This is a genomic window from Tenacibaculum adriaticum (assembly GCF_008124875.1).
In the GTDB taxonomy this organism is placed as follows: Bacteria; Bacteroidota; Bacteroidia; order Flavobacteriales; family Flavobacteriaceae; genus Polaribacter; species Polaribacter adriaticus.
This window is the reverse complement of sequence record NZ_VNIA01000001.1, coordinates 994,268-1,018,408: the sequence shown is the minus strand read 5'-3', so window position 1 is coordinate 1,018,408 and position 24,141 is coordinate 994,268. Positions and strand designations below refer to the sequence as shown.

Sequence of the window (24,141 nt, the reverse complement as noted above, 5' to 3'; positions counted from 1 at the left end):
TTTATAAATGTTTGTTTTTAAGGTCGCTTACTAATTTCGTCACGAATTTGGGCTGCTAACTCATAATCTTCGTTAGCTACAGCTTCGTTTAACTGTTCATGTAGTTCTTGTAAAGAGAATACTGAAAAATCTTCCTCTTTTGAGGATTCTTTTTCAAGAGCAATTTCAATCTCATCAGGGTCTAAATCCTCTTCAAATGTAATTTCTTCATCTAGTTTTAAATAGATACCTGCTTTATCTAAAATATTTTCATATGTATAAATAGGAGCTTGAAATCGAACTGCTAATGCAATAGCATCTGAAGTTCTAGTATCTATAACCTCTTCTATCCCTTCTCGTTCACAAATAAGACTTGAAAAAAACACACCATCAACTAACTTATGAATAATAATTTGTTTGATATTAATTTTAAATCTATCAGCAAATGTTTTAAATAAATCGTGGGTAAGTGGTCTTGGGGGTCTAATTTCTTTTTCTAAAGCAATAGCAATAGATTGCGCCTCGAAAGCTCCGATAATAATCGGTAGTGTTCTTGTTCCTTCCATTTCGCTTAGTACTAACGCATATGCTCCGCTTTGCGTTTGACTATAAGAAATTCCTTTAATCGTAAGTTTTATTAAGCTCATTTATCTTTCTTCATCCAAAAAAGGCCGCCTCATATTAGACAGCTTAATGGTGGCACAATTTACTAAAAATTATGAGTTTGATCGAGTTTATCTTTCAAAAAAGATAAACCTCGAAAGAATTGATTCTTTTCGAGGTTTACAAAATTATTTTAAATTTACTACGCTTGTTTAAACGCTTTTAGTTTTTCTATTAATTGAGGTACTACTTCAAAAGCATCTCCTACAATACCGTAATCTGCTGCTTTAAAAAAAGGTGCTTCCGGATCTGTATTGATTACTACTTTTACTTTTGATGCGTTAATTCCTGCTAAATGTTGAATTGCACCTGAAATACCAATAGCTATATATAAATTAGAAGCAACTGGCTTACCAGTTTGACCAACGTGCTCACTGTGAGGCCTCCACCCTAAATCAGAAACCGGCTTAGAACAAGCTGTCGCAGCCCCTAAAACATCTGCTAACTCTTCAATCATTCCCCAGTTTTCTGGCCCTTTCATACCACGACCAGCGGAAACAACAATATCAGCATCTGCAATAGTTACCTTTCCGCTTGCTTTCTGAATGCTTTCCGATTTAACCCCTAAAGTTGGTAAGGTTGCTGTAAAACTTTCCACAGAACCAGAAACAGCATTTTCATGTGCTCCGTATGAATTTTTTGCTACCCCTATTACTTTTTTACCTGTTGAAATTTCAGTATTTGAAAAAGCTTTGTTTGAAAACGCTTTACGCTTAACTACAAAAGGACTTGTACTACTTGGTAACGCTACAGCATTTGATGCATAGCCAGCCTCTAAAGCTACTGCTACTAATGGCCCTACTGTTAATCCATCCACACTAGAATCCACTACAACAACATCAGAACCTTGTGCCTCTGCAGCTTGTTTGATGATTGATGCATATGCTTTTGCATTGAATGACGCTAAATCATTCTTTACTTCTACAACTTTTTCAGCTCCGTAAGCGTATAACTCAGAAGCATCTCCTCCATTAATTGTTAAAGTAACTAAATTAGTTCCTAATTGTTCTGCTACTTTTTTTCCGTATGAAACAACTTCAAAAGCTGTTTTTTTGAATTTTCCTTCCGATGAATCGGCAAAAACTAATACAGACATATTTTTATTTTTTAGACTTTAGCTGTTCTACTTAAAATAGGTAGCTAAAAAGATTTTTAATTAGATTGCTTTTGCTTCGTTATGTAATAAATTGATTAAATCATCAACATTTTCTACTAACTTAACGGCTCCTTTTGGTGCTGGTTTTTCAAACGCTTTAGTCTCCGTTGCAGCAGCAGCACCAACTCCTTCAACAACACTTAATGGCTTTTTACGAGCCATCATGATTCCACGCATATTAGGAATGCGTAAATCTTTTTCTTCAACAATTCCTTTTTGACCTGCCACAACCATTGGTAAAGTTGAAGACACTTTTTCTTCTCCTCCATCAATCTCTCTTGTTAACGACACATTAGTTCCATCAACCTCTACTCCAACACAAGCGTTTACAAAGTTAAAATCTAATAAAGAAGCTAACATTCCTGGGACCATTTGACCATTATAATCTGCAGATTCTTTTCCTGCTAACACTAAATCAAACCCTCCGTTTTTAACAACTTCTGCCAATTCTTTTGCTACCAAAAAACCATCTGTTGGTTCTACATTTACACGAATTGCATCGTCTGCTCCAATAGCTAAAGCTTTACGTAATGTTGGTTCAGTTTCTGCCCCACCAACATTAACGACTGTTACTGAAGCTCCTTGTTTTTCTTTGAACCACATGGCACGCGTTAAACTAAATTCATCGTACGGATTGATAACAAATTGCACTCCGTTAGTATCAAACTTCGTATCGTTATCGCTAAAATTAATCTTTGAAGTGGTATCTGGCACATGGCTGATACATACTAATATTTTCATATATCGTTGTTTTTAAGAAACTTAATTTCGAGCGACGAATTTACATATTTTTTTCTATTTATTATGCATGCATAGTAAATTTTTATTCTTTAATTTATCCCTATTATTAAAAATAACCTATCAATTTAAGTTGTTAGATTCATATAAAAGACAAATTATCAAAAATGGAAGTATCATACTTATGTAAGAAATATCAAATAAAATTCCGTAAACATTATTATACCATCCTTCTTCCAAAATATTTATAGCTAATGTTATTACTGCTAAACCTAAAAGTATAAACATTGAATTTCTAGCAACTAAGTAAAAGGAGTTCGAATATTTAGAAATTAAAAAAGGGATAATTAAAGATATTATGATTAGTTTTTTTGGCGCATATCTTGTTTGATGATTAAACGGGTTGTGTGTTATTAATGTTTCATAATCAGGTAAATTCAAAAAAATTGGCAAACATATAATTATTGAAAAGACAACTAATAAACATACAAAATAAAGCTGCTTCTTAATTGTTAATGATAAAAAATCATTGAAAAGAAATAAAGTTAAAGGTATGATAGTTATTCCTCTCGTTAGCACCAAAAGTGATACCATCAATGCTAATAATTCTGGTTTGGTGAAAGTTTCTTCTTTAAACTTTACCCTCCAATACCAGATGAACAGCAACACAATAAAAACATTGCTCATTAAATCACTTTTAACCAAAATTTCCCAAAAGAACGCAGGAGATAAAAGCAAAAAAACTAGTCCTAATAATTTATTATAATTACTAAACTCCGATTTAAACAGGACGTATATGAATGCCGAGAACACAAGTGGTTGTAATAAACCTACGTTTCCAAGAACGTAAAAAGGTAATCCTATATAAAATAATCCTGGAAGGTTTGACGATGTTTTTCCTAAATGATCTGTTTGATTGTACGGGTAATTCCCATTAAGAATATTGTTAATAAAAACCTCCATAGCGGACCATCTATCTACATTAACAGAATTACCATCAACAATATAAGTTATAGTTATAAAAATAAATAAACAAAATAATGCTACTGTTAAGTATAACTTATTAAATGAAGATATGTTTTCAACAAACTTTCTTATCTTCACAAGAAAAGAATAAGCACAAACTACCATTAAAATATAACTAAACAGTATAAAAAACTCAGAAACAGAAGTTTGTCTTGCTCCGTATTTCAAAACAAAAAAGGCATTTATAAAAAGGTAAACAGCTATAAATATAAACTGAGATACTGTTATCTTATTTTTTTTTAACATCAATATAAAAGTCAAATGATTGCTAATATATATTTATTAACACTAAATTTATTACTTTTGCCAATCAAATAAACAACTACTTAGAAAACAAATGAAAACAGTTCAATTTAGAGAAGCTATTTGTGAAGCAATGAGCGAAGAGATGCGTCGTGATGAAAGCATTTATTTAATGGGAGAGGAAGTTGCCGAATATAATGGTGCATATAAGGCCAGTAAAGGAATGTTAGACGAGTTTGGCGCTAAACGTGTTATAGATACTCCTATTGCAGAATTAGGTTTTGGTGGAATTGCAGTTGGTTCTGCTATGAATGGAAACCGTCCAATTGTAGAGTATATGACCTTTAACTTCTCTTTAGTTGGTATTGATCAAATTATAAATAATGCTGCGAAGATACGTCAAATGAGTGGTGGTCAATTTAACTGCCCAATTGTTTTTAGAGGACCAACAGCATCTGCTGGTCAATTAGCAGCAACACACTCTCAAGCTTTTGAAAGCTGGTTTGCAAACTGCCCTGGTTTAAAAGTGATTGTTCCTTCAAATCCATATGATGCCAAAGGATTATTAAAAGCAGCGATTCGTGATGATGATCCAGTAATTTTTATGGAATCTGAACAAATGTATGGCGATAAAATGGAAATTCCTGAAGGAGAATATATTATTCCTATTGGAGTTGCTGATATCAAAAGAGAAGGTACAGATGTTACTGTCGTTTCTTTTGGTAAAATCATAAAAGAAGCATACAAAGCAGCAGAAGAATTAGCAAAAGATGGTATATCAATTGAAATTATTGATTTACGTACGGTTCGACCAATGGATCATAATGCAATTTTAAAATCTGTTAAGAAAACAAACCGATTAGTAATTTTAGAAGAAGCATGGCCATTTGGAAGTGTTTCTTCAGAAATCACCTTTAGGGTTCAAGATGAAGCTTTCGATTATTTAGATGCTCCTATAAAAAGAATCACTACAGCAGATACACCTGCACCATATTCTCCTGTTTTATTAGAAGAATGGTTACCAAATGCAAATGATGTGATTAAAGCTGTGAAAGATGTTTTATACATCAAATAAGTAAGAAAAAAATATTTAGGAAAATAAAATCCTTTTGACATGTAACAACGTCAAAAGGATTTTGCCTTAAAATAAACCAATGAAATTAAAATTTGCTATTCTATTAATCTTTGTCAGCTTTTCAATTCAAGCACAAACAACTGTTAAAGGAAAAGTTGTTGACGAATTTAACAATCCCTTACCTTTTGTAAATGTTTTTATTAAAAAAACTAATTTTGGAACAACAACAGATGATGAAGGAAAGTTTTCTTTTAAAATGAAGAAAAGAAGAGGCATTCTTGAAATTTCTTTCGTTGGATTTCAAACACAGACTTTAAAAATTACTCCTAAAACAAAATTTTTAAATATTGTTTTAAAAGAAGAAAACAATGTTCTTGAAGAAGTTATACTGGTTACTAAACCGAAAAAAAGATTAAAGAAAAAAGAAAATCCGGCCTATAATATTTTAAAAGAAATCTGGAAACGAAAACGTAAAAACGGCCTTGATTTAGTTGATCATTATCAGTACAAAAAACAAACTGCTATAGAAATTGGTTTAAATAACTTAGATACGGCCTTCATAAAAAACATTTTTAAAAAAGAATACAACTCAATTATTAAAGAAGTTAAATATGATAGTGATGGCATTAATTATTACATCCCTATATATCTTAGTGAACAAATAACGAAGGTCTACGGAAACAATAAAACTAATAAAGTTAGAGAAGATATTAAAGCAGAGAAAAATGAAGGTTTAGGTGCCCAAGGTTTTGTTTTTGATAGAATGTCTAACACGTTCCAAAACATCAATGTTTTTCAAAATAATATAACACTATTACGAAAGTCTTTTGTTAGCCCTCTTTCTACAGACGGTTTTGCGACATATGATTATGTATTATATGATAGTGTTGTTCAGAATAACACAAAACTATACAATATATACTTCTTCCCTATTCGGGATCAAGATTTAGCTTTTGAAGGAAATTTTTGGGTGGCTGACAAAACATTTTCAATAAAAAAAATGAAAATGAAAGTGGTTAAAGGAGCTAACCTTAATTTTGTTCGCGGATTAACTTTTGAAAAAGAATTTGAAGTTAGAAATGACAGTGTATATATACCAACAAAAAATGCTTACGAAGGCGATTTTACATTAGTTGATAAAAGTGATAATAACAAAGGGTTAACCATAAAAAAAACAATTCTTTTTGACGACTACCTTCTTAACAAAGCGTTGCCTCCTACTTTTTACGAACAAAAAGCCGAAAAAATTAGACCAGACCAATATACTAAAGACGAAACATATTGGGAAAATAAAGAAATTTCAGAAAATAAATCTACTTATAAATTAATCAAAACTGTTAAAGGAAAACGTAAAATAAAAAAGCTAACTGGCTTAATCAATACTTTGGCTAGTGGTTATATTAATTTACCTTTTAATATTCAATTTGGTCCTTTTTGGACATCTTTTGCTCAAAATGAAATTGAAGGTTTTAGAACACGTATCGGGTTTAGAACTTTTAAAACAAAAGATGATCGTTTTAGATTATCTGGTCATCTAGCTTATGGTTTTAAAGATAAAGGCTTAAAATACGGAGCGGAAGCTCAATATTTATTATCGTACAAACCAAGAATATCTACAAGTTTTGCATATCAAAATGATATTGAGCAACTGGGTAGTGTTTTATTAAATACAAATCAATTATTAGGTCGCTCTTTTGGTGCAACAGCATTATTTTCTCGTGGAAATAATTTCTTTTTATCAGATGTAAAAAAATATGCTGCAAATTTTGATTATGCAATTGATAAAAATTTACACTTAGGTTTTAATTTCACACGTGCCAAAATCAGATCAGCAACAACACAAGAGAATTTTTCAATAAATTATACTGATGAAAACGGAAACCCTAAATCTACCGTTACCGATGTCGCTTCAGATATTTATTTAACATTTACACCTGGTAGATTTGTTTACGGGCTTGGCGTTCAACAACGTTTTGGTAAAAATATCTTTCCTTCAGTTATTTTAAATTACCGTCATGGATACAAAGGACCACTTAATGGAACACACGATTATGACAAACTACAAATCAAATACAGCCAACCTATTCTTTTGGGTAAATTTGGATTGTTAGATGCAACTATAGAAGGAGGAAAAACTTTTGGTACCGTTCCTATTTCATTACTAAGTATTATTCCTGCTAATCAATCGCAATCTTTAGTAAAAAACACTTTTGCTTTAATGAATTATTACGATTTTGTAACAGATGCTTACGCTGCTACACATTTTGAACACCATTTTAACGGATTTATCTTAAATAGAATTCCGTTATTAAATAGGTTAAAACTACGAAGTTTAGTTACATTTAGAGCTGCCTATGGTACAATTTCTAACGAAAATAATGCAATAAACAAATCCAATATAAAATACAATGTACCTAACAAAGTATATTATGAGTATAGTGTTGGTCTAGAAAATTTAGGTTATGGAAACTTACGTTTTTTAAGAGTTGACGCCATTTGGAGAAGTAATTACACTCCCCCACAAGGAAGTATAGCTGAGCCCTCTCCAAAATTTGCAATTCGAATTGGTGTTCGCCCTGGTTTATAAATCACTTTTTTACTAAAATAACCTCTACTTTTTAATTAAAAAATATAATTTATGTGTATTTTTGCAACCCTATTTTAGAAACGAAGAAACAAGAATATGACTGCAAAAGAAAGAAAAACGGTAGATGTTTTAATAGAAATACCTAAAGGAAGTAGAAATAAATATGAGTACGATTTCGATTTAGGTAAAATCCGTTTTGATAGAATGTTATTCTCATCAATGATGTATCCTGGTGATTATGGCTTCATTCCAGAAACTTTAGCTCTAGATGGAGATCCTTTAGATGTTTTAGTATTAGGTGCTGAACCTACTTTTCCAATGTGTGTTATGGAAGTAAAACCAATTGGTGTTTTTCATATGGCAGACGAAAAAGGGCCAGATGAAAAAATAGTTTGTGTACCAGTATCTGATCCTATTTGGAATAAATACACCGACTTATCAGATCTTAACCCTCACCGTCAAAAAGAAATTACACATTTCTTTCAGGTATATAAAGACTTAGAAAAGAAAAAAGTAGATATTGGAGATTGGGGAAATGCAGATGAAGCATACGAAATTTTAGATAAATGTATCGAACGCTACGAAAATAGCGAACATAAAAAAAACGGGAGCTTTAAAATATAAACATATTAGTACCCCTCAAATACTGCCCTCCAGAACTATCTGGGGGGCTTTTTTTGTTTAGCCATTGATTTTGTTATATTTACGATTGTTAAAAACTAATCAAATTAATTATATATGGAATCAATAATGATTTACATGCCGTTAATCATGGCTGTTTTAGGTTTACTTTACATGGTAATCAAAAAATCTTGGGTATTAAAGCAAGACGCTGGAGATGGCAAAATGAAAGAAATTTCAGATCATATTTATGAAGGTGCACTCGCCTTTTTAAATGCAGAATACAGATTATTAGCCATTTTTGTTGTTATTGTAAGTATTGCTTTGGCCATAGTCTCATTTATAGTCCCAACCACACATATACTTATAGTTGTCGCTTTTATTTTTGGTGCAATTTTTTCTGCTTGGGCAGGAAACATGGGAATGAAAATAGCGACAAAAACAAATGTTAGAACTACACAAGCAGCACGAACTAGCCTACCAAAAGCATTAAATATATCTTTTGGAGGAGGAACCGTAATGGGTTTAGGAGTAGCTGGTTTAGCTGTATTAGGTTTAACACTGTTTTTTATCACTTTCTTTCATTTTTTTATGGGAAGTGTTTGGACTAATACTATGGATATGACAATTGTTCTTGAAACACTTGCTGGTTTTTCTTTAGGTGCAGAATCTATTGCTTTATTTGCTCGTGTTGGTGGGGGAATTTACACAAAAGCGGCGGACGTTGGTGCCGATTTAGTTGGTAAAGTAGAAGCAGGTATTCCAGAAGATGACCCTAGAAATCCAGCTACTATTGCTGATAACGTTGGTGATAATGTTGGTGATGTTGCGGGTATGGGAGCCGATTTATTTGGTTCTTATGTAGCCACAGTTTTAGCAGCTATGGTGCTAGGAAATTATGTTATTAAAGATATGGGAGGTAGTATTTCAGATGCTTTTGGAGGAATTGGCCCTATCTTACTACCAATGGCAATCGCTGGTGTAGGAATTATTATTTCTATTGTTGGTACAATGCTCGTTAAAATTAAAAGTAATGATGCTAAAGAATCACAGGTTATGGGCGCTTTAAACTTGGGCAACTGGGTTTCTATTGCTTTAGTAGCTGTTTCTTGCTATGTACTATGTAAGTATATGCTACCAGAAACCATGCAAATGAATTTCTTTGGCGAAGGTTTACAAGAAATTTCTTCAATGAGAGTTTTCTTTGCAACATTAGTTGGTTTAGTTGTTGGAGCAGTAATCTCATCAGTAACCGAATATTATACAGGCTTAGGAAAATCTCCGATCTTAAAAATTGTACAACAATCTAGTACAGGAGCTGGAACAAATATTATTGCAGGCTTAGCAACAGGTATGATCTCAACATTTCCATCAGTATTATTATTTGCAGGTGCAATTTGGGCTTCTTATGCTTTCGCAGGATTTTACGGAGTGGCATTAGCCGCATCTGCAATGATGGCAACTACAGCAATGCAATTGGCAATTGATGCTTTCGGTCCAATTTCTGATAATGCTGGTGGAATAGCAGAAATGAGTGAACAAGAACCAATTGTTAGAGAACGTACAGATATATTAGATTCTGTTGGTAATACAACTGCCGCAACAGGAAAAGGTTTTGCAATCGCTTCTGCCGCTTTAACCTCATTAGCCTTATTTGCTGCCTACGTAACATTTACAGGTATTGATGGAATTAACATTTTTAAAGCACCCGTTTTAGCTATGTTATTCGTTGGAGGGATGGTCCCCGTAGTTTTTTCTGCATTAGCAATGAATGCTGTTGGTAAAGCTGCTATGGAAATGGTCCAAGAAGTTCGTCGTCAGTTTAAAGACATTCCGGGAATTATGGAAGGAACTGGTAAACCAGAATATGATAAATGTGTGGCAATTTCTACCAAAGCCTCTTTAAAAGAAATGATGCTACCGGGTTTACTAACTATAGGTTTTCCTTTAGCTATTGCTTTCCTACCATTAGTATTCGGAATGAAAAAATTAGCTATTGCAGAAATGTTAGGTGGTTATATGGCTGGTGTAACCGTAAGCGGTGTACTTTGGGCCATCTTCCAAAACAATGCTGGTGGTGCTTGGGATAATGCTAAAAAATCTTTTGAAGCAGGTGTGGAGATAAATGGAGAAATGACGTATAAAGGTTCTGATGCCCATAAAGCAGCGGTGACTGGAGATACAGTTGGTGACCCTTTTAAAGATACTTCTGGACCATCTATGAATATTTTAATTAAACTTACCTGTTTAATAGGATTAGTAATTGCCCCAATTTTAGGTGGTCATAGCTTAGAAACTCATTCTCAAAAAGAAGAAATCAAAAAAGAAGTTCGTGTAGAGGTTAGTGGTAAAGATGGTGAAACTGCAAAAGCAATCATTACAACCTCAACAACTCAAAATGGTGAAACTACCACTTCTGTAAAAGAAGTTGAAGGTACTTTAGATGAAATTGAAAAACAGGCTAAAGAAAACGGAGAAATAATTTCTGTTGATGTTAAAAAAGAAGGTAAAACAATCACTAAAGAAGTAACCGTTGAAACCACAAAAACTAAATAATTAAAATCTTAATTAATAAAGACAAACCCGATAGTTTTATTTCTATCGGGTTTCTTATTTTTGTCAGATGTCTTTACGTACAAAACGCACCTTTTTAATAGATAATTCTCAAAATTTTAAGAAGAAATTATTTCTTTGGGCACAACAATTTGAAACCATTGTTTGGCTAGATAGTAATAATTACCATCAAACGTATTCTAGTTTTAACGGAGCTTTGGCTATTGATGAATTTACATCTATAAAAACGGATTACCACGGAGCTTTTGATAAATTAAAAGAATACCATTCATTTACAAAAGATTATATTTTTGGATATATTTCCTACGATGTTAAAAATGACGCCGAACATTTATCGTCTAATAATTTTGATGGATTAGGTTTTGCTGATTTGTATTTTTTTCAACCACAAAAACTTATTTTTATTAATGATGACTCAGTAGAGTTTCAATATTTAAAAATGATGGATGATGAAATCGAAGACGATTTTGAAGAAATTCTAGAAACTCCAATTCTGTTAAACGACAATCGTTTCAAAAATACTGAAGAGGAAACGTCTGATATTAAAATAAAACTGAGAGTTCATAAAGATGAATACCATGAAAAAGTAGAAAAACTTTTAGAACATATTCATCGAGGAGATATATATGAAGCTAATTTTTGTCAGGAATTTTATGCAGAAAACACCGTAATTAATCCCTATAAAATTTATCAGCATTTAAATGAAATTTCAGAACCTCCTTTTGCTACATTCCTAAAAACTGAACACCAGTATTTATTATCAGCGTCACCAGAAAGGTTTATTAAAAAAGAAGGTGCCAAAATTATTTCGCAACCTATAAAAGGAACCGCAAAACGATACGTTAATAAAATTGAAGATGATAAAATTGCATTCGATTTAGCTCGCGACGAGAAAGAACGGTCAGAAAACATTATGATTGTAGATTTAGTACGTAATGATTTATCAAGAACTGCTAAAAAAGGAACTGTAAAAGTAGAAGAACTTTGCAAAGTATATTCCTTTAAACAAGTGCATCAATTAATTTCTACAGTAGTTTCAGAAATAGAACACGATACTCACCCTGTAAATGTTGTTCGAGACACCTTTCCTATGGGAAGCATGACAGGTGCTCCTAAAATTTCAGCAATGAAAATCATTGAAAAATTAGAAGAAACCAAGCGAGGATTGTACTCAGGTACCGTAGGTTATTTTACTCCCGATGGTGATTTTGACTTTAATGTAATCATACGAAGTATTTTATATAATGCTGAAAAAAAATACGTCTCTTATTCTGTTGGTGGGGCTATTACCGCTAAATCAACTCCCGAAAAAGAATATGAAGAATGCTTATTAAAAGCTAAGGCTATGAAATACGTTTTATTAAATTCGATTAAATAAACTTAACTATATTTACGCTATGACAACATTTAAAAAAATATTAGCTTTATTAACTCTCTTTATTTTTATTTTATCTTGTAAAACGAATAGTTATTCTTTTTTAAACTCATATCCTACAAAAATACTTCCTGTAGTTGACAGCACAAACTTTAGCAATCATGTAGAAGGAAAATTACTAAGTAAAAAAGAACAAGTACTTTTAGGATTACCTACAATTTTTATTGACCAATTAGATGATGAAAATGCAAAAGTTGGAGTGTCTTATTTACCTAAAATATCAGAAAGTTATACTTCTGTAGTATATTATTTTTATGCAAACAACAATGAATTGAGCTCTGTTTTGGTAAATTATGATAAAAAACATAACATTATTAATCACCAAATAGTTGCTTATGATGAAATTGCAGATGGCCTATTAAAAACCACTTCAACAATTTATAAAGACAGTATTGTTTTAAACGAATACATTTCAGACTCTCCATCTACCATGAAGTTTATTATTTTAGATAATGGAGATATAACAAGAGAATAATGACACACAAAGAATTCACTTTTAACGAGCATAAAACAGATTTTTTTGGTCAATATTGGCTACCAAAAAATGCAAAAGCGGTGGTTGTTTTGGTTCACGGAATGGGAGAACATTCTAACCGTTATAAACATGTAGCCAAAAACTTAGTTGAAAATGATTTTGGTGTCGTGGCTTATGATAATTTTGGCCATGGAAAAACTTCTGGTAAACGTGGGCACAATCCGAGTTATGAAGCCGTATTAGATATTGTTTCTAATGTAATTGAAAAAGCTAAAGAACTTCACCCTAACAAACCTGTATTTTTATACGGTCATTCCATGGGAGGGAACGTTGTTATTAACTATACACTTCGTAGAAATCCTAGTATAAAAGGCGTTGTTGCTTCTAGTCCATTTTTACGATTAGCTTTTCAACCTCCAGCTTGGAAATTATCCTTAGGCAAGCTTATGCAAAAAATTGCACCTTCTATTACTTTAGGAAATGAATTAGATGCTAATGATATTTCTAGAGATAAAGAGGAAGTTACCAAATACTTAAATGACCCTATGGTGCATGACAAAGTGAGTCCAAATTTTTCTTTAACATTTATTGATGCTGGTGAATGGGCAATTCAAAACGCTAACAAACTAAATGTTCCTATGATTTTGTTACATGGAACTGAAGATAAAATTATCGATTATAAAGGCTCTGTAAATTTTGCAGAAAACTCAAAATTAGCCTCTATAAAACTATATGAGAATGGATATCATGAACTCCATAACGATTTATGTAAAGATCAATTTTTGCAAGACGTTACAAATTGGTTAAACTCACAAGTATAAATTTAAGAAGTAGTATGCTTCAACAATTTAATGAACATATCTTAGCAAACTTTCCTTCTCTAAAGGAAAAAAAATTATTAATTGCAATTTCTGGTGGAGTAGATAGTGTGGTGCTAACCTATTTATTACACAAATTAAACTTCAACATTTCTTTAGCACATTGTAATTTTCAACTAAGAGAAAGCGATAGTGATTTAGACGAAGCTTTTATAAATGATTTAGGGAAAAAATTAAATATTAAAACTTTTACCATTCGTTTTGATACCAAAAAATTTTCTGAAGAAAATAAATTATCAACTCAACTTGCCGCAAGAAAGCTCCGTTACGATTGGTTTCAAGAATTAATTAAGAAACATCAGTTTGATTATGTTTTAACCGCTCATCATGTTGATGACAATTTAGAAACTTTTTTAATTAATTTAACTCGAGGAACTGGTTTGGAAGGATTAACTGGAATTCCTGAACAAAATGAAAATATTATTCGTCCGTTACTTAAGTTTTCCCGCGAGGACATATTAAATTATGCTAACAAAAATAAAATTGAATGGCGAGAAGATTCTAGTAATTTATCAAAAAAATACATTCGGAATAAGATAAGACATGATGTTATTCCTGTTTTAAAAGAAATTAATCCTAATTTATTGGACAGCTTCAGCAAAACCACAGAATACCTACAACAAAGTCAACAAATTGTAAACGACAGAATTAATAGTATTTCTGAAAAAATTATTACAAAAGAAAACGATGTTATAAAGTTTGACATACAAAAAATACTAAAACTCTCAAATCCAAAAGCATACCTATATCAATTTCTAAAAAAATATAGTTTTAATGAATGGGATAAGGTGTTTAATTTATTATCAGCTCAAAGCGGTAAATTTTTATCAACAAAATCTCATATACTATTGAAAAACAGAGATTTTTTACTATTTTCGCCCGCTAATGGTAGTGAGTTTCTTGATGAGCTTTATTATATTGATGAAACTTTATCAAAAATTAAAATTCCTATCGAATTAAGTATTGAAAATACTATTCAAAAAACAGTAGAAAATAAAAAATCTATTTTAGTTGATAAAAAATTAGTATTTTACCCCCTTATTATCCGGAAATGGAAAGAAGGTGATGTTTTTTTTCCTACAGGAATGACAGGAAAGAAAAAAGTAAGTAAGTATTTTAAAGATGAAAAATTATCATTATTAGACAAACAAAATACTTGGTTACTTTGTACAAAAGACAACCAAATTATTTGGATTATCGGGTTAAGACAAGACAGACGATTTACAATAAACAATAAAACAGAAACCACAATAAAAATAAGTATTTAGTAACCACAATCCCTATTTAACATGAAAAGATTTTTTACCTTACTTTTATTCATCTTAGGATTTAGCTTAACAAGTTATTCCCAAGATGAGAACCCTATTGAAGTAGAAACTTCAGTAAATAAAATATCTGATACAGAATATGATCTAATTTTCAATTTATATATTGATGAAGATTGGCATTTATATTCTCAATATAATCCTGAAGATGCATCATTACCAATGACTGTTAAAGCTTCAGAAGGAGAAAAAGGATTTACTCTAGTTGGTAAAGCGAAAGAAAGCGATACACATACTGCATTTAGTGAAATTTGGGGAGTAGATGAAATTTTCTTTTCAGAAGAAGCAACCATAACTCAACGAATTACAGTTGAAGACCCTTCTTTAAGACAAATTTCTATAAATATAGACGCACAAGTTTGTAAAGAGTTTTGTTTACCTTACGATGAAGATTTTACATTTTCATTAGACGGAGGAAAAGTTGTAGCTAGTGTTGCTACCGTAGATGATAAAAGTAAAGCTTTAACAAATTCTTTAAAATTAGATTTAAAAAACCCTGAATTATTAAATCATGTTGATTCATCTGCCACAGAAGAAGATAAACAATCAACTTTATTACAAATATTCTTATTAGGTTTTGCTGGTGGTTTAATTGCTTTTTTAACCCCTTGTGTATTCCCGTTAATTCCATTAACAGTTTCCTTTTTTACTAAACAAGCGAAAACAAAAAGAAAAGGGCTTAGAAACGCATTATTATATGGGTTTTTTATTGTAATAATCTATCTATTAATTAGTTCTCCTTTCCACTTTTTAGACTCATTGAACCCTGAAATATTAAACACAATATCAACCAATATTTGGTTAAATTTATTTTTCTTTATTGTTTTAGTATTTTTTGCAGGTTCTTTTTTCGGTTTTTACAGTGTTACTCTACCTAGTTCTTGGGGAACAAAAATTGACAGTGCTTCAGACATAGGAGGTATGATCGGTATCTTTTTAATGGCTTTAACGTTAGCTATTGTGTCATTCTCATGTACTGGACCAATTTTAGGATCTTTATTAGCAGGTTCTTTAACATCAGATGGAGGAGCTATGCAACTAACAGCTGGTATGGGTGGGTTTGGTTTGGCTTTAGCTTTACCTTTTGCATTTTTTGCTTTATTCCCAAATTTATTAAGCACTTTACCAAAATCAGGCTCTTGGATGAACATGATTACTGTAACCCTTGGGTTTATTGAATTGGCCATGGCTTTTAAATTTTTATCTAATGCCGATTTAGTAGGGCACTGGGGTATATTTAAAAGAGAAATTTTTATTGGTATTTGGGTTCTTATTGCTGTATCGGCTGCATTGTTTATGTTTGGCGTTTTAAAATTCCCTGGAAGCTCTAAAATTAAACGTATAGCAGGTTTCCGTATTTTGTTAGGATTCTTTGTTTTAGGATTTGCTGTTTATTTAGCTCCTGGTGTTACTAAAAACCCGAAATGGAATCAAAATTATTTAAGTGGATTTGCTCCACCTCAATTTTATAGTATTTACAAGCAAGATAACAATTGCCCATTGGCTTTGAATTGTTTTAAAGATTTTGACGAAGGCATGGCTTATGCAAAATCGGTAAATAAGCCTGTTTTATTAGATTTTACAGGATGGGCATGTGTAAACTGTCGTAAGATGGAAGAAACAGTTTGGAGTCATCCAGATATCTATTCTACCTTAAGAGACGATTATGTTTTAATATCTTTATATGTAGATGATAACGAAAACCCATTACCTGAAGAAAAGCAATTCGATTTTATAAAACCTAGTGGTAAAATCAAAAAGATTACTACTTATGGAGAAAAGTGGGCTACAATGCAAACTGTAAACTTTAAAAACGCATCTCAACCATTTTACGTTTTAATGAGTCCAGAATTAGAGGTATTAAACACACCTCAACAATACACTGACCAAGTAGCATATTACAATTGGTTAAAAGATGGATTAAAAAGCTACAATAAGTTAGGATCAAAATAAAGAGATAGTAAAAGATTTAATTTACTTCAGATATACAAACAAAAGCCGCATTTTATGCGGCTTTTTTTACACAAAAAATAAGGGTTAAATTATCTGGTAAAAAGAAGGTTAAGAACTTAATTTTTAATTGATGATGTATTAAAAAGATTCTCATTTACTATTATAAATCTAATGTTATTGATAGCAACACTAAGAATTTAAATTTACAAACAAGTAATTATTATAAAACAAAAAAACCTGCATTTTAAAATGCAGGTTTATATTATTATTGAATATTTCTAGAATAACTAGTTAGTTGTTAAATTCACTGAAGAAAAAACTCTTAAGAAAACTAACCTTCTTCTCTTCAATCTCTTTTTGTTTTTGAGAAGTAACTTTTTGTTTCTTTTTAGAAATATTAACGTTTTGCAATCTATAAGATTCAAACTCATTTAATAAGAAGTCTAATCTTAATTTTAAAGCCTCGTCGATTTGTAAATTATGTACACTCATATTTATAATATTAATTTAAGAGAACAATAAAAATCGGGGGAACGAGCCTTCTTTATAAAAAATTATAAAGCTTTGTTTAATTCAACTTTATATTTGTTTAATAAAGATTTAGTAATACCCATGTTTGCATCTTTAGAATCTACAGCTAAGTAGATAAAGTAAGCTCCACTAGGCGCAATGTTAATAATGTGAACTTGATCTGTAAGAGTAATTGTGATATCTTGAATATCTTCTTTTAACCCTAACGCTTTAATTGCACTCATTTTTGCTTTTACAACTTCTAAGTTATAAGCAGAAGCTAAGTTAGGATCAAAATCTTTTCTTGCTGAAAAAGATTCGTAAGCAACACCAGATTCAATTTCTGTTACAGAAACTGCGATAAAACCAGGAACACTTTTCGCGTTCTCAATAAAAGAATTTAATACATCATTCATAGTAAAAATATTTATTTGTTATTTATTTGTTATTTATTTGTTATTATTAAGCTTGTTTCTTTTTAGATAAATTATCCATAGACATCATAATTAGTCCTGCTTTTGCAAGTTCTTTAGAGTATACTCCAACGATAAAGTCTTCATCAAATTTATCAACTATAAAAACACCATTATCAGATTTACATATAAATTGTTTTAATCCACCAATTTTAATATCTGAAGAAAATTCACTTGCCATAGTTACCATAACCGCAACCATAGCTGCAAAATTATTGCCATTTTCTACGTTTTCAGAATCTATAAGCTCTCCTTTAGCGTTAAGGATTATTGCTCCGTCTGCATTAGTTAATTTTAAAAAATCAGATAAATCGAAATTCTTACTCATATTATATATTTAAAAATAAATCAACATATTTTTTACCATTACAATAACAATTATACGTTTTTTTTGTTAAAAAAACAATATTAATATTGTTGCATTAGTTTCAGTTCTTTGATTGCTTTTTTTAAACTTCATTACACAATTTTTATTCTGACTTATATTATTGTCAAAGAAAAATCTGAATCTTAAGTTAAGTGGGGGGGGGATTAACTAACAAGATATTTTAGCGATACAAATATAAGACACATTTTTTTAAGAAAGTCACATAGTCTTCATATTTTTTTAAAAAAAACATTTCACAAATAAACAAATACTGATTTACAGATAATTAGATGTATTAATCTATTAATTACACTAAAAATAATATTATTTAGTGTAATTTAATACTATTTTTGAGTTTTATAAATTATAATAAAATGATAAACAAGAACTTTGTCTCTCAACAAGAATTTAAAAGAGCTTTTCCTAACGAGCAAGTATGTATTTATCATTTAGAAGGTATACGCTGGAATAAAAGAGTTATAAGCCCGTTCGATCCTTCTTCAAAAGTGTATAAATGCAAGGGGAATAATTACAAATGCAAAAGCACAGGTAAGTACTTTAACATTAAAACCGCTACAATATTTGAAAGCAGTAAATTACCATTACAAAAATGGTTTTTAGCTATATGGTTAATTACATCATACAAAAAAGACATTTCAACACTACAATTAAGTATAGATTTAGATATCAATCAAAAATCAGCATTATTTGTATTACAACGAATTAAAAAGTGTTTCGAAATTTAATCAAACTTTTAAACCATATCAGTTATAAATAATGGAAAACCTTTTAAAAGTATCTTACGAGAGTAAAATAATATTAAATAAAAAAAAACTAAGTGTAGCTATATTGAATAATGGTACAAGAATCATTACTGAGGAAGCAATATTTAAAGCGTTTAACAAATCGAGAAGAGGAAGAGTTAAAAAAGAAGTTGATGATAAAAAAATGCTGCCTTTTATAGATATCCATAACTATCAAGAATTTATTGATGAAGACTTAGAAAAAATGCTCAAAACAATAAATTACTATACAATTGATAAGGAATTAATAAAAGGATATAACGCCGAAATACTTCCCAAACTTTGCAAAGTTTATTTAGCAGCTGAGAAACAGAAGAAACTACCAACACAACAATTATCATTGGCAAAAGTTAGTGAGGATTTACTTGCCGAGTTATTAGAAAGAGAAATAAAAGATCTTATTGACAACAGTGTTAGCTATAAATATGATAAAGAGAATAAAGAGGTTTTGAAAATATTTAAAAAACACTTAGGTAAAGATTTTTATATCTGGCAGAAAATATTTCCGATTGTTTTTTTCAAAGAATTATTTCGTTTGAATGGTTGGAGTTTTATTATAGCTGAGATTAAAATAAGACCTAGTATTATTAGTACTTGGATTAATAAACTAATTTTTGAAGAGTTGCCTGATAAAACTATTGAAGAATTACAAAGTAGCAAACCCAAAATAGGCTATATAAAACCTTTTGACTTTTTCTTAACTAACGACATTGGAAATCCACTTCTTAAAACACAAATTAATAAAGTGATAACCTTGTTTTTATTATCTAATAACATGGAACAAATGTGGTCTCAATTCAATATATTAAAACTAAAACAAGGGAAACAAATAGATATGCCTTACAACTTCAATGAAAAAGGGTATACAATTGAACCTATAGAAGAAGTCTCCTTATCAGATTTTAATAAAATGCTCAAAATTGCTGTAAATTATAATCCAAAAAAAAATCAATAAAAATCTATACAATTAATTTTTAAAAATAATTTATGATAACTTTAAATATCATTTTCTTGATATAGATGCTCTTTTGAAGTAAATAGTTATAAAAATACGAGGATAAAAATCCTCGTATTAAAATTTAATAATTGTAATAGTTAAAAAGGAAGTAATTGACATTGTCTTTCTGCACACTGTAATCCATACTCACTACAGGTTCCATCTCCCCAAGGTAATATACACTGTTTTTTACCTCCGTTAATTGTCTTTTGTTCAGATCTGTTTAAAGCTTTCCCTAAATTTAAAATTTGTTTTTTCATAATAAATAAGATTTAAAATAGTTAAATCCTTGACCTTTTTAAGACACTCAAGGCTTGTGTCTATTCTTCGCGAAAGAATATTTTTATTTTATAATATTTTTAAGTTGATAAAAGAAACGCTCTATTAATCGTAAGTCTTCGGTTACGATATCTGCCGTTCCTTTCATTTCTTGTCTAAATTCAATTTCTTTACTATACGTTGTAATCAATTCCTTGGGTAATTCAACATCAATTAAATAATTACCATCTTCATTTGGTGTTAATGATATTGATCTTACTTTACCATTCAATTCCCCAAATTCTTCCGAAGGATAATTCAATAATTTAATTTGCACTCGCTGTCCTTTCTTAATTTTTCCTGAATTCGCTGCAGGAGCAATTATTTTTCCAATAAAAGAAGTATTAACATTTGGTATAATAGTAAAAACTAAATCTCCTGGATTTACACTTTGATTTTCGCTCCAATACGACAAAAAAGACACTTTCCCTTCTATTGATGATTTTAAAACAAACTGTTGTTCCCAATCTTTTATTACTTTTTTTAACTGATAAAAAGACTGTAAAGTCTTATTCAATAGTCGAATATCACTTTGTGCTCTTTTTATTTTTGTTCCTTGTAAAGTTTTTCTTGAATTCCCTATCAATTCTCTTAATTGAGATATTGAGGAACCCATGTTTTCATAGGCTTGTTCTGCTTGCAAAAACTCTACCTCTTTCTGGTCTTTTTCTTTAGCTGATATCACTCCTTTTTCGAACATCCCTCTACTCCTTTCTAAGTCTCTTTTCTTATAATCAAGCTCTTTTTTATTTAAATCTCTTTGAGACAATAAAATTTGAAGTCTGCCTTTTGCTTCGATAACAGACATTTCGTTTGCTATCGTTTCTGATTTAAAAGGAGTTAATTCTTTATCTAATACATACTCTATATAATTATTCTCAAACTCTGAAAAACTTAAAGTAATATCTCCTAAAACAAGTGGCGGTAATTTATCTATCGGGAAACTAAATTCTTGAGTATTTATAGTAACCGTATCAATAATACTTTTAAGTAATAACACATCTTTGTAGTGAGCACTATTTTCTATAACACTTAAAATTTCATTCCTTCTTACCACATCATCATTTCCTACTAAAAATGTTTCGAATTTCCCTTCTGATTTTGCATATAGTTTTTCTGGCGGAAAAGAGGTGGTTACCACCACTTCTGTTTGTATAATATCTGGATATTTAACAAACCATGAAATGAATAATAACATAAGGATTAATACAAATATTAACGTGTTTCCCCAACGAACCATCCAGTTAGGCACATAGCTTAATATTTCTTGTACTTGTTCACTACGTATTTGTATGTCTTGAGTATTTTGTGGCATTTAAAAAATTGGTGTTAGTATAAAAAAGAGCAAGCCATTAACTTGCTCATATTAATCTATTTATTGAGGTTGCTGTGGCTCATTACATCGATTTCTATAATCACATAGCCAACCTGAGGGACAATCATGATGACCATGACATCTTATTACATTAAAACCACCATTAATTTGTTTTTGCTCAGCTTTATTTAAAGCTTTCCCTAAATTTAAAATTTGTTTTTTCATAATAAATAAGATTTAAAAAATTGTTAAATCCTTGATCGTTTTAAAGACACTCAAGGTCTGTGTCTAATCTTCGCGAAAGAATTTTTTACTTACTAAAAGTAAAAGATGAGATGAAGTAGTATCCTAACGAATCATCCTTTTAAGAACATAAGGCAAAATTTACTTACAACTTTCTCTCAAGCTTAGCCTTGTCCAATTGACTGAACACATACTCCTGCATAACCTTCTGTTGTTGAGTTTCCGGTATCACATAAACCTGAACACATGTAGTCATCATTACAAGGGCATCCTGTGGGTAAAGTACCTTCTATTCCTTCACACTCACCACCTTCTTGAATCAGATCAAATCCACCTACAATTAGTTTTTGTTCTGCATTATTTAAAGCTTTTCCTAAGTTTAAAATTTGTTTTTTCATAATAAACAAGATTTAAAATTGTTAAATCCTTGATCATTTTAAGACACTCAAGGTCTGTGTCTATTCTTCGCGAAAATTTGTGAAATCTACTCCATTTACCATATTATTATTTAAACCCAGTAAACAAAGTAGATTTTACATTTAAAATTAATTAACATTGAACCCCTTCGCCAGGTTCGTAATGACACACTCCTGCAATAACAATACAAGAAGTTTCATGTGTAGGAGGGCATATTGGGTTATTATAACAACAAATAAATTTTCCTCCGTTAATTTTTTGCTGTTCAGCTCTATTAAGAGCTTTACCTAAATTTAAAATTTGTTTTTTCATGTTCTTAATTTTTAATTAAATTTAAAAGCAATAGTCATCATTTTCGTCTATAACTTCACAAATATTTCCTCTAACAATACAGCATCCATAAGGAGGGCAATTAGGATTAGAATAACATTTAATAGGGCGCCCCCCATTAATTTTTTTTTGCTCAGCTTTATTTAAAGCTTTTCCTAAATTTAAAATTTGTTTTTTCATAATTAATAAGATTTAAAATTGTTAAATCCTTGATCATTTTAAGACACTCAAGGTCTGTGTCTAGTCTTCGCGAAACAATGTTTTATTTATTTGATTAGTATTGTAAAGGATCCGTACCTCCAGGGCAAGTACCATAACAATCTACTATATTCGCGTAAAAATTACCGAATTTGTCTTGCAACAAACAAAAACAAGTATCCCATGGATTTACTGTACCAGAACCTCCTTTAATTCCTTTTTGCTCAGCTCTATTCAAAGCCTTTCCTAAATTTAAAATTTGTTTTTTCATAATAAATTACAATTATTAGCATAAATCAGGGAATACATCGCACAAATCAAGGGGCGGGTCTTCCCAAAATGTTTCACAATTACCATCGCAAGGTTGATTGATTTTACGACCAAGTGCATCGCATTTACATATTGGATAATATACCTGGTCATTACTTCCCTTAATTTGTCTTTGTTCTGCTTTGTTTAAAGCTTTCCCTAAATTTAAAATTTGTTTTTTCATAATATTTTCAAATTATTAAAACACATCACCCTGAAAACAATCGCTATGTATAAAAACACAACTAATTGCATCAGGGTAGGCATGTAATTGACTACAAGGTACACAACCTGGAACAGGACCAAAACAAAGGCCATTTTCAATATAATAATCACATACTGATCCTTCTCCATTAACTTGTTTTTGTTCCGCTTTATTTAAAGCTTTCCCTAAGTTTAAAATTTGTTTTTTCATAATTAATAAGATTTAAAATTGTTAAATCCTTGATCATTAAAGACACTCAAGGTATGTGTCTATTCTTCGCGAGAGAATTTTTATTTACTTGGTTAAACACTTCCTATAAAAGAACTTTTATTTAAATGTTTTTTTGAATAAAACATTAAGTTCATTGCTAATTTTCATACATAAACATAAAAAGCAAGAAACTTTAATTTTAAAACTTCTTATTATAATGGAGTAGAATAAATACTGTTTGGATCACATTCCCCTATGGTAGAAGTCTTTCTTATGGGGTCGACATTTACACATTCTCCTCCACTAATTTGTTTTTGTTCATATTTACTTAAAGCTTTTCCTAAATTTAAAATTTGTTTTTTCATAATTAATAAGATTTAAAATTGTTAAATCCTTGATCATTTTAAGACACTCAAGGTGTGTGTCTAATCTTCGTGAAAAGAAGTTTATTTAACTTTACAAAACAACTATTCCTCCTTCTTATTCACATAGATACCTACATCTACTAATTACTTTTATAACACATTCGGGATCGTGTAGAATATTCCCTCTATAAAGGTCACTACAACTAGCTAACATGGTTCCTCCATTAACTTGTTTTTGTTCCGCTTTATTTAAAGCTTTTCCTAAGTTTAAAATTTGTTTTTTCATAATAAATAAGATTTAAAATTGATTAAATCCTTGATCATTTTAAGACATTCAAGGTATATGTCTATTT

The 24,141-nt window shown here is 30.5% G+C and carries 29 protein-coding genes; 11 read left to right on the top strand and 18 right to left on the bottom strand.

Annotated features, from left to right (window positions below; genetic code table 11):
- Positions 1–17: 17 nt before the first annotated feature.
- The 4 genes from C7447_RS04760 to C7447_RS04745 all read right to left on the bottom strand — a co-directional run bounded on the left by C7447_RS04760 (position 18) and on the right by C7447_RS04745 (position 3,730).
- The gene (locus C7447_RS04760) at positions 18–626 is read right to left on the bottom strand and encodes a bifunctional nuclease family protein (RefSeq protein WP_148869264.1); all 609 of its coding nucleotides are present in this window, start codon (positions 624–626) and stop codon (positions 18–20) included.
- A gap of 158 nt (positions 627–784) precedes the next feature.
- The gene (locus C7447_RS04755) at positions 785–1,738 is read right to left on the bottom strand and encodes an electron transfer flavoprotein subunit alpha/FixB family protein (protein ID WP_148869262.1); all 954 of its coding nucleotides are present in this window, start codon (positions 1,736–1,738) and stop codon (positions 785–787) included.
- A 60-nt stretch (positions 1,739–1,798) separates the two neighbouring features.
- Complete coding sequence (locus C7447_RS04750) at positions 1,799–2,539, bottom strand: electron transfer flavoprotein subunit beta/FixA family protein (protein ID WP_148869260.1); 741 nt, start codon at positions 2,537–2,539, stop codon at positions 1,799–1,801.
- Positions 2,540–2,659: 120 nt separating this feature from the next.
- Positions 2,660–3,730, bottom strand: coding sequence for a hypothetical protein (locus C7447_RS04745; RefSeq protein WP_170245914.1), 1,071 nt, complete (start codon positions 3,728–3,730; stop codon positions 2,660–2,662).
- A 169-nt stretch (positions 3,731–3,899) separates the two neighbouring features.
- Here C7447_RS04745 and C7447_RS04740 point away from each other — a divergent pair, with 169 nt between their 5' ends.
- The 9 genes from C7447_RS04740 to C7447_RS04700 all read left to right on the top strand — a co-directional run bounded on the left by C7447_RS04740 (position 3,900) and on the right by C7447_RS04700 (position 16,728).
- The gene (locus tag C7447_RS04740) at positions 3,900–4,880 is read left to right on the top strand and encodes a pyruvate dehydrogenase complex E1 component subunit beta (protein WP_148869257.1); all 981 of its coding nucleotides are present in this window, start codon (positions 3,900–3,902) and stop codon (positions 4,878–4,880) included.
- 79 nt (positions 4,881–4,959) lie between these two features.
- On the top strand, positions 4,960–7,467 hold the full coding sequence (locus C7447_RS04735; protein WP_148869255.1) for a DUF5686 family protein: 2,508 nt from the start codon (positions 4,960–4,962) through the stop codon (positions 7,465–7,467).
- A 96-nt stretch (positions 7,468–7,563) separates the two neighbouring features.
- Entirely contained in the window at positions 7,564–8,091 is a 528-nt protein-coding gene (locus tag C7447_RS04730) for an inorganic diphosphatase (protein WP_148869253.1), read from the top strand.
- Between the two features lie 114 nt (positions 8,092–8,205).
- Positions 8,206–10,644 carry a sodium-translocating pyrophosphatase gene (locus C7447_RS04725; protein WP_148869251.1) on the top strand — a complete coding sequence of 813 codons (2,439 nt, stop codon included), beginning with the start codon at positions 8,206–8,208 and terminating at the stop codon, positions 10,642–10,644.
- A gap of 67 nt (positions 10,645–10,711) precedes the next feature.
- The gene (gene pabB, locus C7447_RS04720) at positions 10,712–12,040 is read left to right on the top strand and encodes an aminodeoxychorismate synthase component I (protein ID WP_148869249.1); all 1,329 of its coding nucleotides are present in this window, start codon (positions 10,712–10,714) and stop codon (positions 12,038–12,040) included.
- Between the two features lie 19 nt (positions 12,041–12,059).
- Positions 12,060–12,572, top strand: a complete 513-nt coding sequence (locus C7447_RS04715; RefSeq protein WP_148869247.1) for a hypothetical protein — start codon at positions 12,060–12,062, stop codon at positions 12,570–12,572.
- A complete protein-coding gene (locus C7447_RS04710) occupies positions 12,572–13,393 on the top strand; it encodes an alpha/beta hydrolase (protein WP_148869245.1) in 822 nt (273 codons plus the stop codon). The genes C7447_RS04715 and C7447_RS04710 overlap by 1 nt, the downstream gene beginning before the upstream one ends.
- Before the next feature lie 14 nt (positions 13,394–13,407).
- Positions 13,408–14,718 carry a tRNA lysidine(34) synthetase TilS gene (tilS, locus tag C7447_RS04705; protein ID WP_148869243.1) on the top strand — a complete coding sequence of 437 codons (1,311 nt, stop codon included), beginning with the start codon at positions 13,408–13,410 and terminating at the stop codon, positions 14,716–14,718.
- Positions 14,719–14,739: 21 nt separating this feature from the next.
- Positions 14,740–16,728, top strand: coding sequence for a protein-disulfide reductase DsbD family protein (locus tag C7447_RS04700; protein ID WP_148869241.1), 1,989 nt, complete (start codon positions 14,740–14,742; stop codon positions 16,726–16,728).
- A 291-nt stretch (positions 16,729–17,019) separates the two neighbouring features.
- Here C7447_RS04700 and C7447_RS04695 read toward each other — a convergent pair whose 3' ends face one another.
- The 3 genes from C7447_RS04695 to C7447_RS04685 form a co-directional block, all read right to left on the bottom strand.
- Positions 17,020–17,220: a hypothetical protein gene (locus tag C7447_RS04695; protein ID WP_148869239.1), complete on the bottom strand. Its 201-nt coding sequence runs from the start codon at positions 17,218–17,220 to the stop codon at positions 17,020–17,022.
- A gap of 62 nt (positions 17,221–17,282) precedes the next feature.
- On the bottom strand, positions 17,283–17,654 hold the full coding sequence (locus C7447_RS04690) for a hypothetical protein (protein ID WP_148869237.1): 372 nt from the start codon (positions 17,652–17,654) through the stop codon (positions 17,283–17,285).
- Positions 17,655–17,700: 46 nt separating this feature from the next.
- On the bottom strand, positions 17,701–18,039 hold the full coding sequence (locus tag C7447_RS04685) for a roadblock/LC7 domain-containing protein (protein ID WP_148869235.1): 339 nt from the start codon (positions 18,037–18,039) through the stop codon (positions 17,701–17,703).
- 413 nt (positions 18,040–18,452) lie between these two features.
- Between C7447_RS04685 and C7447_RS04680 the strand changes: the two genes are divergently transcribed.
- Positions 18,453–18,824 (top strand): hypothetical protein, encoded by a 372-nt coding sequence (locus C7447_RS04680; RefSeq protein WP_148869233.1) that lies wholly within the window; start codon positions 18,453–18,455, stop codon positions 18,822–18,824.
- A gap of 31 nt (positions 18,825–18,855) precedes the next feature.
- Positions 18,856–19,836, top strand: coding sequence for a P63C domain-containing protein (locus C7447_RS04675; protein WP_148869231.1), 981 nt, complete (start codon positions 18,856–18,858; stop codon positions 19,834–19,836).
- A gap of 140 nt (positions 19,837–19,976) precedes the next feature.
- Here the strand turns inward: C7447_RS04675 and C7447_RS14755 are convergent, their stop codons facing one another.
- The 11 genes from C7447_RS14755 to C7447_RS14735 all read right to left on the bottom strand — a co-directional run bounded on the left by C7447_RS14755 (position 19,977) and on the right by C7447_RS14735 (position 24,074).
- On the bottom strand, positions 19,977–20,138 hold the full coding sequence (locus tag C7447_RS14755; RefSeq protein ID WP_170245912.1) for a hypothetical protein: 162 nt from the start codon (positions 20,136–20,138) through the stop codon (positions 19,977–19,979).
- An 83-nt stretch (positions 20,139–20,221) separates the two neighbouring features.
- A complete protein-coding gene (locus C7447_RS04670) occupies positions 20,222–21,511 on the bottom strand; it encodes an HlyD family secretion protein (RefSeq protein ID WP_148869229.1) in 1,290 nt (429 codons plus the stop codon).
- Positions 21,512–21,571: 60 nt separating this feature from the next.
- Positions 21,572–21,736: a hypothetical protein gene (locus C7447_RS14750; RefSeq protein WP_170245910.1), complete on the bottom strand. Its 165-nt coding sequence runs from the start codon at positions 21,734–21,736 to the stop codon at positions 21,572–21,574.
- Between the two features lie 182 nt (positions 21,737–21,918).
- Complete coding sequence (locus tag C7447_RS04665; protein ID WP_148869227.1) at positions 21,919–22,161, bottom strand: hypothetical protein; 243 nt, start codon at positions 22,159–22,161, stop codon at positions 21,919–21,921.
- Positions 22,162–22,303: 142 nt separating this feature from the next.
- A complete protein-coding gene (locus C7447_RS04660) occupies positions 22,304–22,483 on the bottom strand; it encodes a hypothetical protein (protein ID WP_148869226.1) in 180 nt (59 codons plus the stop codon).
- A gap of 21 nt (positions 22,484–22,504) precedes the next feature.
- A complete protein-coding gene (locus tag C7447_RS14745; RefSeq protein ID WP_170245908.1) occupies positions 22,505–22,681 on the bottom strand; it encodes a hypothetical protein in 177 nt (58 codons plus the stop codon).
- 94 nt (positions 22,682–22,775) lie between these two features.
- A complete protein-coding gene (locus C7447_RS04655) occupies positions 22,776–22,970 on the bottom strand; it encodes a hypothetical protein (RefSeq protein ID WP_148869224.1) in 195 nt (64 codons plus the stop codon).
- Between the two features lie 15 nt (positions 22,971–22,985).
- Complete coding sequence (locus C7447_RS04650; protein ID WP_148869222.1) at positions 22,986–23,192, bottom strand: hypothetical protein; 207 nt, start codon at positions 23,190–23,192, stop codon at positions 22,986–22,988.
- Between the two features lie 15 nt (positions 23,193–23,207).
- Positions 23,208–23,423 carry a hypothetical protein gene (locus C7447_RS04645; RefSeq protein WP_148869220.1) on the bottom strand — a complete coding sequence of 72 codons (216 nt, stop codon included), beginning with the start codon at positions 23,421–23,423 and terminating at the stop codon, positions 23,208–23,210.
- Between the two features lie 212 nt (positions 23,424–23,635).
- Complete coding sequence (locus C7447_RS14740) at positions 23,636–23,788, bottom strand: hypothetical protein (protein ID WP_170245906.1); 153 nt, start codon at positions 23,786–23,788, stop codon at positions 23,636–23,638.
- A gap of 115 nt (positions 23,789–23,903) precedes the next feature.
- The gene (locus C7447_RS14735) at positions 23,904–24,074 is read right to left on the bottom strand and encodes a hypothetical protein (protein ID WP_170245904.1); all 171 of its coding nucleotides are present in this window, start codon (positions 24,072–24,074) and stop codon (positions 23,904–23,906) included.
- Positions 24,075–24,141: the final 67 nt, after the last annotated feature.

Excerpts from the sequence above, each read along its gene's own strand:
- C7447_RS04760 (WP_148869264.1), bottom strand. The coding sequence starts at position 626 with ATGAGCTTAATAAAACTTACGATTAAAGGAATTTCTTATAGTCAAACG.
- C7447_RS04755 (WP_148869262.1), bottom strand. The coding sequence starts at position 1,738 with ATGTCTGTATTAGTTTTTGCCGATTCATCGGAAGGAAAATTCAAAAAA.
- C7447_RS04750 (WP_148869260.1), bottom strand. The coding sequence starts at position 2,539 with ATGAAAATATTAGTATGTATCAGCCATGTGCCAGATACCACTTCAAAG.
- C7447_RS04740 (WP_148869257.1), top strand. The coding sequence starts at position 3,900 with ATGAAAACAGTTCAATTTAGAGAAGCTATTTGTGAAGCAATGAGCGAA.
- C7447_RS04735 (WP_148869255.1), top strand. The coding sequence starts at position 4,960 with ATGAAATTAAAATTTGCTATTCTATTAATCTTTGTCAGCTTTTCAATT.
- C7447_RS04730 (WP_148869253.1), top strand. The coding sequence starts at position 7,564 with ATGACTGCAAAAGAAAGAAAAACGGTAGATGTTTTAATAGAAATACCT.
- C7447_RS04725 (WP_148869251.1), top strand. The coding sequence starts at position 8,206 with ATGGAATCAATAATGATTTACATGCCGTTAATCATGGCTGTTTTAGGT.
- pabB (WP_148869249.1), top strand. The coding sequence starts at position 10,712 with ATGTCTTTACGTACAAAACGCACCTTTTTAATAGATAATTCTCAAAAT.
- C7447_RS04715 (WP_148869247.1), top strand. The coding sequence starts at position 12,060 with ATGACAACATTTAAAAAAATATTAGCTTTATTAACTCTCTTTATTTTT.
- C7447_RS04710 (WP_148869245.1), top strand. The coding sequence starts at position 12,572 with ATGACACACAAAGAATTCACTTTTAACGAGCATAAAACAGATTTTTTT.
- tilS (WP_148869243.1), top strand. The coding sequence starts at position 13,408 with ATGCTTCAACAATTTAATGAACATATCTTAGCAAACTTTCCTTCTCTA.
- C7447_RS04700 (WP_148869241.1), top strand. The coding sequence starts at position 14,740 with ATGAAAAGATTTTTTACCTTACTTTTATTCATCTTAGGATTTAGCTTA.
- C7447_RS04695 (WP_148869239.1), bottom strand. The coding sequence starts at position 17,220 with ATGAGTGTACATAATTTACAAATCGACGAGGCTTTAAAATTAAGATTA.
- C7447_RS04690 (WP_148869237.1), bottom strand. The coding sequence starts at position 17,654 with ATGAATGATGTATTAAATTCTTTTATTGAGAACGCGAAAAGTGTTCCT.
- C7447_RS04685 (WP_148869235.1), bottom strand. The coding sequence starts at position 18,039 with ATGAGTAAGAATTTCGATTTATCTGATTTTTTAAAATTAACTAATGCA.
- C7447_RS04680 (WP_148869233.1), top strand. The coding sequence starts at position 18,453 with ATGATAAACAAGAACTTTGTCTCTCAACAAGAATTTAAAAGAGCTTTT.
- C7447_RS04675 (WP_148869231.1), top strand. The coding sequence starts at position 18,856 with ATGGAAAACCTTTTAAAAGTATCTTACGAGAGTAAAATAATATTAAAT.
- C7447_RS14755 (WP_170245912.1), bottom strand. The coding sequence starts at position 20,138 with ATGAAAAAACAAATTTTAAATTTAGGGAAAGCTTTAAACAGATCTGAA.
- C7447_RS04670 (WP_148869229.1), bottom strand. The coding sequence starts at position 21,511 with ATGCCACAAAATACTCAAGACATACAAATACGTAGTGAACAAGTACAA.
- C7447_RS14750 (WP_170245910.1), bottom strand. The coding sequence starts at position 21,736 with ATGAAAAAACAAATTTTAAATTTAGGGAAAGCTTTAAATAAAGCTGAG.
- C7447_RS04660 (WP_148869226.1), bottom strand. The coding sequence starts at position 22,483 with ATGAAAAAACAAATTTTAAATTTAGGTAAAGCTCTTAATAGAGCTGAA.
- C7447_RS14745 (WP_170245908.1), bottom strand. The coding sequence starts at position 22,681 with ATGAAAAAACAAATTTTAAATTTAGGAAAAGCTTTAAATAAAGCTGAG.
- C7447_RS04655 (WP_148869224.1), bottom strand. The coding sequence starts at position 22,970 with ATGAAAAAACAAATTTTAAATTTAGGAAAGGCTTTGAATAGAGCTGAG.
- C7447_RS04650 (WP_148869222.1), bottom strand. The coding sequence starts at position 23,192 with ATGAAAAAACAAATTTTAAATTTAGGGAAAGCTTTAAACAAAGCAGAA.
- C7447_RS04645 (WP_148869220.1), bottom strand. The coding sequence starts at position 23,423 with ATGAAAAAACAAATTTTAAACTTAGGGAAAGCTTTAAATAAAGCGGAA.
- C7447_RS14740 (WP_170245906.1), bottom strand. The coding sequence starts at position 23,788 with ATGAAAAAACAAATTTTAAATTTAGGAAAAGCTTTAAGTAAATATGAA.
- C7447_RS14735 (WP_170245904.1), bottom strand. The coding sequence starts at position 24,074 with ATGAAAAAACAAATTTTAAACTTAGGAAAAGCTTTAAATAAAGCGGAA.